Below are 13,705 nucleotides of genomic sequence, written 5' to 3' on the forward strand. Positions count from 1 at the left end.
GCGGTCATTGCAGTGCCGATCCCGGGTAGTCCACGGCGTACGTGTCGGGCTTCGACACGACGCGGACCGTCAAGGTGGGTGACGGATCGTTCGCCGGCGCCGTGCAGGAGGCGGTCTGGCCGGCCGCCGGCATCGGCAGCTGGGTCGCGCCGTCGCAGCTGTACGTCACGGCGTCGTAGGCCCCCGTGGGCCAGCTGGTCCAGGTGAAGATATGGGTGGCGGCGTCGTAGCGCGCGCCGCCGATCGAGAGGTCCACCGCGACGCCGAGATCCTGCGTCGCGCTCTGGTCGGTGCACAGGGACGAGCCGTCCGGGTAGCCCTCGCAGACCCGCGTGATCTTGACGGTCAGCGGCATGCCGTAGTGGTTTCCGCCCGAGCCGGACAGGATGCCCGTGGTGCCCTTCAGTGTTCCGCTGTCGACCACGGCCGCGCCGTCGAGCAGCTGGTAGTCGAACGTGGGATTCGCGCCGCCCCCGGACCGGTAGGAGACGGTGACCTCGAAGTCGACCGTCGTGCCGTTCTGCACGCGCCGGTTGACGGCGATCCCGGTCACGCTGCCGGGCGACTGCCGCGGAGTCGCACTGACGACGGCGGCAGGAGTGCAGCCCTGGCCGTTGTAGGCGTAGACGATGAAGTTGTACGTCTGATTCGGGCTGAGTCCGGTGAACGTCACGCTGCCGCCCTGCACATCCTGCAGGCCCGGATCCGGGTGAACCACCGGGTTGTCCGTCCCGACACCGCTGACCGAGCAGCCCGGCGCGCCCGGCCCCCGGAAGACCCCCGCGTAGTAGTCGGTGATCGCCTTGCCGTTGTCTCCGAAGACGTTCGGCCAGCTCAGCGTCGCACTGGTGCCGTCCGTCGTGTCCGGAGTGGCGACCGGCGCGATGCCCGTGGTCGTCGGTGCGCCCGCGGGCACGCCACTGCCCTGGCTCTGGTTCCACGTCGTCCGGCCCTGATAGAAGTCGTTGCGGGATGCCACCGTGAACCCGATCGCGACGCCGTTGGCGATGCCGTCCGCGGTCACGTTCAGCGAGTACGTCGTACCCACCGGATCGGATGCCAGCGCCTGCACGGAGTTCGCGATCCCTCCGACGGAGACCAGATAGGACGTGATCGGGCTCGCCCCGGGTGCATCCGCCGGCTTCGACCACGAGATCCGCAGACCGTGATCGAGCGGCAGCGACGACAACCCGGCGGGCGCGTTCGGGATGACGTCGGACCACACCGGCTCGGCGTACGCCGTCGGATCGGACAGGCCGAGCGCGTTCCGCGCGCGCACGCTCAGTGTGACGGCATCGGAGGGGCCGTTGCCGGGCGTCGTGATCGCGCAGGTCGTCGTCGCGCACTGCGTCGTCGACAGCACGGCTCCGCTCGCCGCCGAGGACATCGTCACGTCGAATCCGGTGATCGGCGAGTTGTTGAAGGCGCCGGGGATCCAGCTCACCGTCAGGCTGCGGTCGCCGATGGCGGCGATCTGCACGTTCGACACGGGCGCCGGACGGTCCTGCACGGAGATCGTGACCGTTCCCCAGGTGTAGCGGTCGGGGTCGCCCGTGGCGTCGGCCACCTCGTATTGCAGGGTCGCATCCGCGGGCGCCGCCGTCGCCGAGACGGCGACCTGCAGCTGCGAGTCGTCGGCGTTGGGCGTGATGCTCACGCCGTCCGGCAGACCGGTGCCGAGGCCGCGGACCGCGAGGACACGGAGCGGCGTGCCCGGGAACGGGTTCGTGGCGCCGTCGTTGGCCAGCACATCCACGGTCGTCGTCTGGCCGCGAGGCGCGATCACCCGGTCGGGCTGGGGGCTCGCCAGCGGCCGGGTCGAGGGCACCACCTGGATGTCGATCCGGCCGGCCTGACCGGTGTTGACCGCATCCTTCACCCCGATCGAGAGGGAGGGGGTCGATCCCTTCGCCGTCCCGGATGCGACCGTGATGGTCAGCTTCTGACCGTCGAGCGAGGTGCTCACCCCGGCGGGCCGCGGATCCTGGACGGTGTAGACGAGCTCGCCCTGGTCCTTGACGTAGGGATACGTCGTCACCTTCGTGAGGTCGACCGTCTTGGTCTGGCCCGGCTCGAAGTCGATCAGGGCTCCGGTGAACACCGGCGGCTGGTTCTCGCGCGGAGTGACGTCGATGGGGAGCACGATCGTGGCCACGTTGCCGTTCGGATCCGTCGCGCTCGACCCGTCGGTCACCTGGAACGAGATGGAGGCCGGCCCGAAGTACCGCGGCGAGGACGTGAACTGGAGGGTGTCGCTTCCGGCGACCAGGTCGTCGCCGTTGGCGTGCGTCGCCCGGACGGTCGCCGCGTCCGTGAGGCGCACCTTCCGGCCTCCCACCGCCACGATGTAGTCGTTGAGGTGGATGGTGAGCGTCTTCTCGCTCACCACCGTCAGCTTGGGAATGCCTCGCTTGAGCTGCGGCAACGCGTCGTCATACCCGGGGACATGCACGAACCCGTAAGCCATGACGGACGGATCCTCGGGATTCGCGACCCGGAACGGCACGATCTGGCTCTTCGACCCGATCGCGATCCGGAGTCGCTTCGCTGCGGTCACCTGTGCGTCGTTCGTGTAGCCCGGAACCAGCGAGAGCTTGAGCGTGGAGACCGGCCCGTCGGCGAAGAAGACGTTGGCCAGGACATTCACGTCGACGCGATCCTTGCCGAGGATGTCCGAGAGCCCCAGAGTCGTGTCGGAGACGATGGGACGCGCCGGCGGCGCCTTCGCATCCACGGTGAGCCGGAGGAACGCCTGGCTGGTCCCGCCCCGCTCGTTCTGGATGGTGTAGAGGAACCCGTAGGCGCCCTCGGTCTTCGGCGCGGTCACCGTCACCAGGTTCCCGGTGATCTTCGCCCTGGCCTTGCCGTCGAGCGACGTGACGGCCGTCACGCTGAGCGGGCTGCCGTCCGGGTCGCTGTCGTTCGCCAGCACCTGTACCAGCAGGGTCCGGCCGGGACGCGCCGTCACGTCGTCCTCGACAGCGACGGGATTGCGGGCGCCCTCCACGCGGGCCGCGATGCCGACCCGCACGGTGCCCGTCGCCCGTGCGCCGAGCGCATCCACCACGGCGTAGGTGAACGTGTCGGTGCCTGCGGCGTAGTCGCCCGCCTGGAAGTCCATCCAGTCGGGGCCGGAGGCGACCACCGCACCCTTCTGCGGGTTGGTCTCCTGCCCGATGAACTGGACGGAGTCGCCGTCCGGGTCGATGCCGGAGAGAGGGATGGTGATCCGCACCGTGTCGCCGGCGAGCACGCGGGCCGTCACGGTCTTCGGGACGGGCGGGTTGTTCGTGGCCGCATCCCGCTCGCGCACGGCGATGGAGACCTCGGCCGTCGCCCACTGGCCGTCGGCGCCGTACACCTTGTATGCGGCCGTGTAGTTTCCGGGTTTGGCGGGCGCGAGGTAGCGCAGATGATCCCCGCTGGCGAAGAGCAGGCCGGCGCCGCTGGGCAGTGGCGTGGCGAGTGCCGGGTCGAGCGTGAGCTTGTCGCCGTCCGGCTGCACGTCGTTGGCGAGCACCGGGATGTCGACCACGTCGTCGACGCGGACGGAGACCGAGTCGGGGGCGGCGATCGGCGGCTGGTGCACGGTCAGCGGCGGCAGCTGGACGATGGTGACGGTGCCGACCGTGTCGGCGAGGCCATTGCTGAGCCGGTAGTGGAAGTCGACCGGGCCCTCCAGCGGCCGGCTGAGCGTGACGCGGAGCGTGCGCTGCTGGAGCACCTGGACGCGGACGCCGGCCGCCGGCCCCGGCTCCGTCGCACCGGTGACCAGCAGCACTCCGCCGGACGGGTCGATGTCGGTCGACAGGACGTCCACATCCTGGGTCGACTGTTCCCGGATGAAGGCCGTATGCGGCACGGCGATCGGGGTGGTCTTCGCACCCGGCGGCGCCTTGACCTCGACGCGGACCACTCCTGTCGCCGTGATGACGCCGTCGGTCACCGAGTACTCGATGTTGTGCGTCCCGGCCTGATCCGACGTGAAGCGGAAGGTCCCGCCCTGGTAGTCGGGGGTGATGGTCGCGTCGGCCTTGGTCGGCACCGTGCTCAGCCGGACGGTGCCGTTGCCCCCGCGGACATGGTCGAGCGGCGCGACGGTCACCTCTTGCCCCTGATACGCGACCACCGCGAACGGGTCGGCGATGATCGGGACCTGCCCGGGCGGCCGGACGGTGACGGCGAGGAGTCCCGCAGAATCGGCCCGGCCGTCGGACAGCGAGAGCGCCACATCCTTCACCCCGGCTCCGTCGCCGTGATCGGAGTAGGCGATCTGGCCCTGCGGGGTGAAGGTGACCTGGTCGGGCGCCGGGACGGAGGCGCCCGCAAGATAGAAGGAGTCGCCGTCGGGGTCGTAGCAATCGCCCAGGACCGGCGCGGTGACCCTCCCACCGGTCTGCACGACCGCCTTGGCGGTCCGGACGCAGACCGGCGGGCTGTTCTCCACGGGTGTCCGCACGCTCACGACGACATGCGCGGTCGCCGTTCCACCGCGTCCATCGGAGATCGTGTAGTCGAACCCGATCGTGCCGGTCGCGGTTGCGGGCAGGGAGATCTGCAACTGCTGGTCCGCGTTGGTCAGCTCGATCGAGCCTTGCGCCGCGGGCACCGCGGTGAACGAGTCGATGGTCAGGACGTCGCCGTTCGGATCGTAGTCGTTGAGGAGGACCGGCAGCGGGGTGACTCTGCCCGGCCGGGCTCCGAAGGCGTCGTCCACCGCGACGGGAGGCTGTTCCTGCTTCTCGAACTGCGGCGCGGTGTCCTGCTTGGTCTGGTCGACCAGCTCTTTGGTGGACTTCTTGGAGACCAGCTCATCCCAGTTGTCGATGCGCGCATTGCCGCTCTGCACCGCCCAGGAGACGCCGGAGCGCCCGTCGTTGAGCACCACCCGGTCGCCGTTCGTGCGGAACGCCAGGGTGGCGCCGGACGGGACGTCCCTCAGCGTCGACCGGTCCCCCGCTCCCGCTGCGGAGCACGACCGCCAGGCGGTGCCGTCGTTCCAGGCCGCATAGGTGCACCCGGCGACGGTCACCGGCGCCGCCGGAGCGCCGCTCGGACGGGAGCCGCTCTGCGTCACCGCGCGGGTCGGCTTCCCGCCGTCGAGCGGGACGCGCACCAATCCCGTCGAGGTGGCGATCCAGACCGCGTTCCCTGCCGCCGACGGCTGCTGGAGCACCGCATCCGAACCGGCCGGGAGGACGGGAGCCAGGTCGATGGCGCGACCGTCCACCCAGACCGTGCGCTCGTCCGGATCGAGCAGCGCCCAGTGCCCGCCGACCGTGGTGAGCGCGACGTTCGCGCCGTCGCCGCGGGTCGCGACCGTCTGGGTGGTCGTCGACGGCGCCGCAGCCTCGAGGTCGACCCGCACGAGCGACCTGCTCGCGGGCTGATAGGCGAACAGCACCCCGGAGGGGTCCATCGCCGCCACCGCCCGGCCCCCCAGATCGATCGTGGGGGCGGAGCCGGAGTTGAATTCGTCGAGCTGGCCGACGCTGGTGAGCCACACCTGGCCGGTCACCTGCGACAGGAGGGCGACATGGCCGCCCGCCAGCGAGACCTGCGGCGATCGCGGCGGCAGGGCCACCGACTTGCCCGCCTCCGCCTTGGCCGGGTCGACGACCGCGATCGTGTTCGCCTCGCGGTCGACCAGCAGTACGTCGGTGCCGTCCTGGACGACGTCGAGCGCCTCCCCGGTGCCGGCCACCACGGTGTTCAGCTTGTCGATCTCGGTGTTCGCCCGCCCGAGCGACTTCTTCGCATCGCTCGACACCCACACCGCGGCGTCGTTCAGCTGCAGGTGCTGCGCGCTGTAGCCCCCGGAGACGACGGCGAGCGTGGCCACCAGGGTGGCCACCGCCGTTCCGCTCACGGCCGTGGCCGCGAGGGACTTGTGCGCGGCGAGCCACGAGCCGATGACGCCGAGGCGGCTCACGTCCCGCCTGCCCTCTCGACGCACTTCTGACCGCTCGGCGTCCCGCTCTTGCCGCTGCGGTTCACCGTGACCGTGACGCACACGGTCTCGCCGGGCTTCGCATCCACCCGGAACTCGGTCGCGTGCTGCAGGCTCGGCGGCTGGTCGTCCACCGTCACCTGGTAGCTGTCGCCCTGATGGAGGCCCGGATCGCTCCAGGTGAACACGATCGTGCTTCCGGTGATACGGCCGCTGAGGTCGCGGACGGTCGGGATGTCGTCGCTCGCGCCGGCGCGCACGAGCACCACCGTCGCGGTGACGGCGAGCACCACCACGAGCGCAGCGCACGCGATCAAGGACAGCACGAGCGCCCGCGACACGCGCGACGGCGGGGGCTGCTGCTGCGGTGTCTGAGCGCTGCCGCTCTCGCGGATGACGGTCCGGGTCGGCGCCCGCGTGACGGTCGACGCGACAGCTGCCGGCCTGCGCCGGCGGCGCTTTCCGCCCGGGTCGATGGCGACGACGCCCTTCACGCGCGTCCGGTCCTCCGGGTCGGCCGCCGTGGCCAGCGCCCAGTCGTCCATCGCGACCTCGATCGGCGTCTGCGGCAGGGCCAGCTCGGTCTCCACCGCCTGGAGTTCACGGATGAAGTCGAGGGCGCTCCGCTGCCGCTGCGAGGGGCGCCGGGACAGCGAGCGCAGCAGCACCTGCTCCAGCCGCGGCGGGACATCGGGCCGCCCGATCGGCAGCGGCCGGCCCTTCGTGATGCGCTGGATGAGCTCGGCCGACGTGTTCTCCTTGTCGGGCACCTCGAACGGGGACCGCCCGGCCAGCAGCGAGTACATCGTCGCACCCAGCGACCACACCTCGCTCGCGATGGTCCCGCTGGTCTCGTCGAGCAGGACCTCCGGCGCCGACCACGGGATGGAGAGCCCGATCGCCTCCGTCACATCCGCCTCGCTGAGCGTCGCCGCGATGCCGAAGTCGCTCAGCACGGGATGCCCGTAGGCGGTGCTCAGGATGTTGGACGGCTTGATGTCGCGGTGCAGAACCCCGGTCCGGTGGGCGGTCTCGACCGCACTGGCGATCCGCACCCCGGTGCTGAGCACCTCCGGCACCGACATGGGCTCTGTGCGGTAGCGCTGCCCGATCGCCGCGGAGCACAGCTCCATCACCAGGTACGGCCGGCCGTCGGAGGACACGCTCGCCTGGTACACGGTGAGGATCGAGGGATGCGTGCTCAGCTGGGCCATGAGGTTCGCCTCGGCCTGGAACATCTGCTTCACCTGGCTGGTGACGACCTCGGCGAGCATCACCTTCACGGCGACCTGGCGTCGCGGAAGGTTCTGCTCATACAGGAAGACGTCGGCGAAGCCACCCGAACCGAGTACGCGGACATACGAGAAGCCGGGAAGGTTGGGGGGCTGGGACGGCAAGCGCCGGGCCATCTGCTCCTCCCGTTCGTCGGCGGAACGCGTCGCAGGTGCAAAGCGTCGGATAAAAGAGTGTCTGGCAATTGTAGGCAGCCGCTTCGCGCCGTCGGCGGGGTCGAACCCGCACTGGGGACAACTCCTTCACCCCCAAGTCGGGGGACAGGATCAGTGCCGGGGAGCGGCCCGGTGGGATGCGCCCTCGCGATGTGCGCCGGACTCCGGAGTGGCCAGCACATCGACGACCACGACGGTCACGTTGTCGCGTCCGCCGTTGCCGAGGGCCGCATCCATCAGCTGCTGTGCGGCGTCGAGCGGCGACGATCCCTCCGCCAGGAAGTAGCGGATGCCGTGCTCGGTGAGCTCCTTGGTCAGCCCGTCCGAGCAGACCAGCAGCCGGGACCCCGCCACGATCGGGAGCAGGAAGTAGTCGGGGACGGGGTCTTCGTTGAACCCCACGGCCCGCGTGATGACGTTGCTGTGCGGGTGCACCTCCGCCTCGGCCGGCGAGATGGCGCCGGCGTCGAGCAGCTCCTGCACGATGGAGTGGTCGACCGTGAGCTGCTCGAGCAGCCCGTCCCGGTAGCTGTAGACGCGCGAGTCGCCGATGTTGAACACCAGCCAGTACGGCGAGCCGTCGACCAGGGTGAGGGCGATCCCCGTGACCGTCGTCCCGGTGCCGAGGTCCGTGTGGCCGACGCCGCGACCCATGTCGTCGACTGCCGAGCGCAGGGCCTCGGTGAGCGCCACCTCTCCGACGAAGTCCGCCTTCACCTTCTCGGCCAGGCGCGTGACGACCGCCGTGCTGGCGAAGTCTCCGGCGGTGTGGCCGCCCATCCCGTCCGCGACCGCGAAGATCGGCGACCGGGCCAGGAGGCTGTCCTCGTTGACGCTGCGCCGGTAGCCCGTGTCGCTGAGCGCCGCCCAGGAGAGGCTGATGCGCGCGTCGGTGTCGCCGGGGACGGCCACTGTGTGGCGTCTGCTGCTGCGACCGATCTGCGTCACTCGCGTCCTTCTTCTGGGGCTTCGGTGATCTCGATGATATTACCGTCGCCGATCTCGACCCTCGCTCCTGCGAGCACCACGGCGGACTCCCCCGGCCGCAGCCGCCGCGCTCCGCCGGGACCGGTCACAACGGTGCCGTTGGTCGAGCGGAGGTCGGTGACGACGACCGCGTCCCCCGACTGCTCGATCCGGACATGCGTGGAGGAGACCTCCTGCGTGGGCGACGGGACCGTGACCAGTCGCGGCCCCGCGCCGGATGCGACGCGCTGCGGCGCCGGACGGCGGCCGATGACCAGCGGGACGTCGAGGGCCACGCTGTCCCCCGACGGCAGCCGCGCCGCGAACGTCGCAGGAGCCGCCGGCGGGACGAGGGGCTGCGTCGACGGGAGCAGATCTCCGGTGTCGATCAGCAGCCGGCCGGCGGAGACGCTCGGCGTGTCGCCGGCGGGAACCGCTGAACCGGAGCGAGCGACCGGCGGCTCCTCGATGTCGACGGCCCCGGCGAGCTCGTGGGGAGCGGGATGCGCAGCAGGCCGGACATCCTCCTCGCCCTCGGCCGTCGCCCGGCCACCGAAGAGGCTCGAGCTCGGATTGCGGCCACGGATGATGGTCTCGTCGACGGCAGCGTCGGCCTCCGCAGCCCCACCCTCCGCAGTCCCGCCCGCAGCGGCCGGCTGCGCCGCCGGCGACCCGCCACGCGCCGCGCGCTCGATCGGCTTCAGCGTCCAGGTCAGGAGCTCACCGTCGGCCACGCCCACCCGCAACGGAAGCGAGTCCACGGCGAGCCGCGCGACGGGCCCGGTCGCCGCGTCGTCTCCCTGCAGCACCAGTCCGTTCACCGCCCGGAACTCCGCCAGCACCCAGGGCTGGACGCCTCCCGCCGAGAATCGCCGGGAGCCCCCGACGGAGAAGACGTCGATCGCGGCCCCGCCGCGCACGACGGCCGTCACGGTGACCTCGCCCGCCGCGTTCGGCTCGCCGATCTCCGCGACCGCGAACGAGCGCACGCTGTCCGGGCCGGCGAGCGGAAACGCCCCGACGACGGACTCGATGGTCGCGAGGTCCGAGTCCGCGAGCCAGTACACCGCGTCGACGATCTGGTCGGAGGCCGTGCTCTCGACAGCGGCGACGAATCGCCGGCCGGCGACCAGCAGCCAGCGGGAGGGACCGGCGGTGGGCGCATACCGGACGAAGCCGCCAGTCATCGTCGGCTCCTCCTGATCGCTGCGTACGGGATTCCCGCCCCGCACGCTTGTGCCCGTGGTCGATGCAAGCGTAGCCCGCCGGACGGGCGCCGCGCCGGAGCACGGTGCGCCCCGAGCGCGACTTCTAACGATTTCGTCACCCAAAACGCCGAAGAGATGCGGAATCGCTTGCCAGGCACCCCATCCGCTGACAGAATCGCTCCATGAGCACCCCTCGGGTAACAAGCGGCCAGAAGGCTGCGGTCATCGACGACGTGTCCAAAGCGATCATCGAGCAACTGCAGGTGGACGGGCGCAAGTCCTACGCCGAGATCGGCAAAGCCGTCGGTCTCAGTGAGGCAGCTGTGCGCCAGCGCGTCCAGAAGCTGACCGAGTCGGGCGTGATGCAGATCGTAGCGGTCACGGACCCCATGCAGCTCGGGTTCTACCGGCAGGCCATGATCGGCGTTCGCTGCACGGGCGACACGCGCACGATCGCCGACAAGCTGGCGGCCATGCCGGCGGTGGACTACGTGGTGCTGACAGCCGGCACCTTCGACATCCTGGCCGAAGTGGTGTGCGAGAACGACCTCGACCTCATCACGATGCTCAACTCCGAGATCCGGACGCTGGAGGGCGTGCTCTCCACCGAGACGTTCGTGTATCTGAAACTCCACAAACAGTTCTACAACTGGGGAACGCGATAACCATGACGACAACCGTAGACACGTTCGGCGAGCCCATCACGGCCGATGAGGCGACCCTGCAGGCGAAAGCGCGCGATCACCTCTGGATGCACTTCGCCCGTCAGTCCGTGATGGAGGAGGGCCACGGCGTCCCCATCATCACCCGCGGCGAGGGGCACCACATCTGGGACTCGCACGGCAAGCGGTACATCGACGGGCTCTCCGGGCTCTTCGTCGTGAACGCCGGCCACGGCCGCAAGCGCCTCGCCGAGACCGCGGCGAAGCAGGCCGAACAGCTCGCGTTCTTCCCGATCTGGTCCTATGCCCACCCCAACGCGATCGAGCTGGCCGACCGTCTGGCCTCCTACGCCCCGGGCGACCTCAACCGCGTCTTCTTCTCCACCGGCGGCGGCGAGGCCGTCGAGACCGCGTTCAAGCTCGCCAAGTACTACTGGAAGCTGCAGGGCCGGCCGACCAAGCACAAGGTCCTCTCCCGCGCGGTGGCCTATCACGGCACCCCGCAGGGCGCGCTGGCCATCACGGGCATCCCGGCCATGAAGGAGATGTTCGAGCCGCTCACGCCGGGCGGATTCCGCGTGCCGAACACCAACTTCTACCGGGCGGCCGAGATGGGCGCACCGGCCGACGACCTGGAGGCCTTCGGCGTCTGGGCGGCGAACCGCATCGAGGAGATGATCCAGTTCGAGGGCCCGGAGACGGTCGCCGCGATCTTCCTCGAGCCGGTGCAGAACTCGGGTGGATGCTTCCCTCCTCCCCCCGGGTACTTCCAGCGGGTGCGCGAGATCTGCGACAAGTACGACGTGCTCATGGTCAGCGACGAGGTCATCTGCGCCTTCGGCCGCATCGGCCACATGTTCGCGTGCGACGAGTACGGCTACGTGCCGGACATGATCACCTGCGCCAAGGGGATGACCAGCGGGTACTCCCCCATCGGCGCGACGATCATCAGCGACCGCCTGTACGAGCCGTTCAAGCACGGCAACACGTCGTTCTACCACGGCTACACCTTCGGCGGTCACCCGGTCTCCGCGGCGGTCGCGCTCGACAACCTCGACATCTTCGAGGAGGAGCGGCTCAACGAGCGCGTGCGCGAGAACTCGCCCCTCTTCCGCGCGGAGCTCGAGAAGCTGCTCGCCCTGCCGATCGTCGGAGACGTGCGCGGCGACGGCTACTTCTTCGGCATCGAGCTGGTGAAGGACAAGGCCACCAAGGAGACCTTCGACGACGACGAGTCGGAGCGCCTGCTTCGCGGCTTCCTGTCGAAGGCCCTCTTCGACGCCGGCCTGTACTGCCGTGCCGACGACCGGGGCGACCCCGTCGTGCAGCTCGCTCCGCCGCTCACCGTCGGGCCGGACGAGTTCGTCGAGATCCGGCAGATCCTCGAATCGGTGCTGACGGAGGCGTCGAACCACCTCTAGACCTCAGAACACAGGGAAGGGAGGATGCTCGCGCCGAATCGGCGGGAGCATCCTCCCTTTCTGTGCGGGGGTGGTACGGGGGTGGTTCGGGGTGGAGCAGGTCAGGCGGCTAGCACGGCCTGGAGCTCGAGCGTGATGGTGACTTCCTCGCCGAGGAGCACGCCACCGGTCTCGAGCGCGGCGTTGTAGCTGAGGCCGAAGTCCTCGCGGTTGATCTTGGTCTTGGCGGTGGCGCCGGCCTTGTAGTTGCCGTACGGGTCCTGGCCGAAGCCGCCGAAGTCGAACTCGAAGGTCACCGGCTTGGTGACGCCCTTGATGGTGAGCTCGCCGTCGACGAGGAAGTCGCCGTCCTCGTGGCGCACGCCGGTCGAGACGAAGTCGATCGTCGGGTGCTCGTCGGCGAGGAAGAAGTCGCCGGTGCGCAGGTGCGCATCCCGGTTCTTGTCCTTGGTGTTGATGGAGGCGACGTCGGCCTTGGCCGTGACCGTCGACTCGAGGGGGTTCTCGGCTGTCACGAAGGTGGCGTCGAAGTTCTCGAACACGCCCTTCACCTTGCTGATCATCAGGTGGCGGATGCTGAACCCGACCTCGCTGTGCACGGGGTCGATGGTCCAGGTGCCAGCCTTGTAGCCGGGGATCTCGATGGTCACGGTGTCTCCTTCAGGAAGTCGCGCGCCGGGCGGCCGGTCCACCCGCGTCGATACATGCAAGCGCATGGATCGCGTGGCTATTCCGGAATTCGCGAAAAAAGTTGACGCGTCACTCTTCGGCGGCGAGCGAATGCCGCAGCCGAAGCAGTTTCAGGGCATCCGCATCGACCTGAGCGAGCGGGATGCGGCCCTGCTGCACAGCGGCGACCACCGCGTCGATGAGCGCTTCCGGGTCCGTGCCGGAGGATTGCACCTCGAGCACCATGGTGTTGCCCGCCGCGATGGCCTGCACCGCGTTCTCCCCCGGATCCTGGTACTGCGGGAGCCCGGTGTCCTGCAGCATCCGCAGATCGTCGGTGATGCTCACCCCGCGGAATCCGAGCTCGTCGGTGAGGATGCGGTGCCAGGCGGGCGAGAGCGACGCGGGCGCCGCATCCACCTGGGTGTAGGCGAGGTGACCGAACATGACAAGTTCCGCACCCGCGTCGATGCCCGCCCGGAAGGGCGGCGCGTCACGGACCGACCAGTCCTGTTTCGACAGGCTGGTCGCCGGGACGGAGTGGTGGGAGTCGGCCTCGGTCTCCCCATGCCCGGGGAAATGCTTCAGGGTGCTGAGGACACTTCCCCGCTCGCCCGTCACCGAGGCGGCGACATGGGCCGCAGCGCCGGCCGGGTCGGTGCCGAGCACCCGGTCCGCGATGAAGGATGCGGGGTCGGCTGTCACATCGGCGACCGTCCCGAAGTTGACGCTGATCCCCGCCTGGTGCAGCAACTCGGCGCGCCGGGCGAACGCCGCCCGGGTGGCGGCGGGATCCAGCCGTCGGAGGGTCTCGGCGCCGGGCTGGTCGTCCCACCCCAGCCGCGTGACGTCTCCGCCCTCCTCGTCCACGCCGATCAGGGGCGGCAGGTCGGGGTCCGACGCCTTCATCATCGCTGTCTGCGCTGCGAGCTCCGCCGGGGTGGCCGGGATGTTGTCGCCCATCAGGATCATTCCGCCGAGCCCGTAGCGATCGACGAACCCGCGCAGCGCTGCCGCATCCGTGCCGGGAGCGTGCAGCATGAACAGCCCGGCGACCTTCTGGCGCAGCGTCAGGTTCGAGAGCCGCTGCCGTGCGTAGGCCTCGACGGGGTCCGTGGTCGGAGTCGGCGACGCGGTCGGAACGGTCGGCGAAGCCGGCCGCGCGGTCGGAACGGTCGGCGAAGCCGTCCGCGCGGTCACGGCCGGACCGGTCGCCGTGCCCGCTGCGCTCCTCGAGTGGCCGCCCGCTCCCCCGGCGCACCCGGCGAGGACGACGGACGCCAGCGTCGCCGAGAGCACCACGGCGGCGGCCGCGGTGGTCCTGCGTCGGGCTGCCCGCATGGATCGATGCTAACGGACCGCCCCGCCGGGCGCCCGGGCG

General features: G+C 70.2%; 8 protein-coding genes. 2 read left to right on the top strand and 6 right to left on the bottom strand.

Annotated elements, in window-relative coordinates:
- Positions 1 to 4 precede the first annotated feature (4 nt).
- The 4 genes from BM287_RS06885 to BM287_RS06900 form a co-directional block, all read right to left on the bottom strand.
- Positions 5 to 5,932 (bottom strand): Ig-like domain-containing protein, encoded by a 5,928-nt coding sequence (locus BM287_RS06885; protein ID WP_090037269.1) that lies wholly within the window; start codon positions 5,930 to 5,932, stop codon positions 5 to 7.
- Positions 5,929 to 7,359, bottom strand: a complete 1,431-nt coding sequence (locus BM287_RS06890; protein WP_090037271.1) for a serine/threonine-protein kinase — start codon at positions 7,357 to 7,359, stop codon at positions 5,929 to 5,931. Before BM287_RS06890 ends, BM287_RS06885 begins: the two co-directional genes overlap by 4 nt.
- 150 nt (positions 7,360 to 7,509) lie before the next feature.
- Complete coding sequence (locus tag BM287_RS06895; protein ID WP_090037273.1) at positions 7,510 to 8,346, bottom strand: PP2C family protein-serine/threonine phosphatase; 837 nt, start codon at positions 8,344 to 8,346, stop codon at positions 7,510 to 7,512.
- The gene (locus tag BM287_RS06900) at positions 8,343 to 9,551 is read right to left on the bottom strand and encodes an FHA domain-containing protein (protein WP_090037274.1); all 1,209 of its coding nucleotides are present in this window, start codon (positions 9,549 to 9,551) and stop codon (positions 8,343 to 8,345) included. The genes BM287_RS06895 and BM287_RS06900 overlap by 4 nt, the downstream gene beginning before the upstream one ends.
- A 203-nt stretch (positions 9,552 to 9,754) precedes the next feature.
- Here BM287_RS06900 and BM287_RS06905 point away from each other — a divergent pair, with 203 nt between their 5' ends.
- Both BM287_RS06905 and BM287_RS06910 read left to right on the top strand, forming a co-directional pair.
- A complete protein-coding gene (locus BM287_RS06905) occupies positions 9,755 to 10,237 on the top strand; it encodes an Lrp/AsnC family transcriptional regulator (protein ID WP_090037276.1) in 483 nt (160 codons plus the stop codon).
- A 2-nt stretch (positions 10,238 to 10,239) separates the two neighbouring features.
- Positions 10,240 to 11,655, top strand: a complete 1,416-nt coding sequence (locus BM287_RS06910) for an aspartate aminotransferase family protein (protein WP_090037278.1) — start codon at positions 10,240 to 10,242, stop codon at positions 11,653 to 11,655.
- A 101-nt stretch (positions 11,656 to 11,756) separates the two neighbouring features.
- On the opposite strand, the gene BM287_RS06915 is transcribed toward BM287_RS06910, so the two are convergent.
- Positions 11,757 to 12,305 (bottom strand): YceI family protein, encoded by a 549-nt coding sequence (locus tag BM287_RS06915; protein WP_090037280.1) that lies wholly within the window; start codon positions 12,303 to 12,305, stop codon positions 11,757 to 11,759.
- A gap of 109 nt (positions 12,306 to 12,414) precedes the next feature.
- Positions 12,415 to 13,665, bottom strand: a complete 1,251-nt coding sequence (locus tag BM287_RS06920) for a glycoside hydrolase family 3 N-terminal domain-containing protein (protein ID WP_090037282.1) — start codon at positions 13,663 to 13,665, stop codon at positions 12,415 to 12,417.
- Positions 13,666 to 13,705: the final 40 nt, after the last annotated feature.

It is taken from the genome of Leifsonia sp. CL147 (genome assembly GCF_900114565.1).
In the GTDB taxonomy this organism is placed as follows: Bacteria; Actinomycetota; Actinomycetes; order Actinomycetales; family Microbacteriaceae; genus Leifsonia.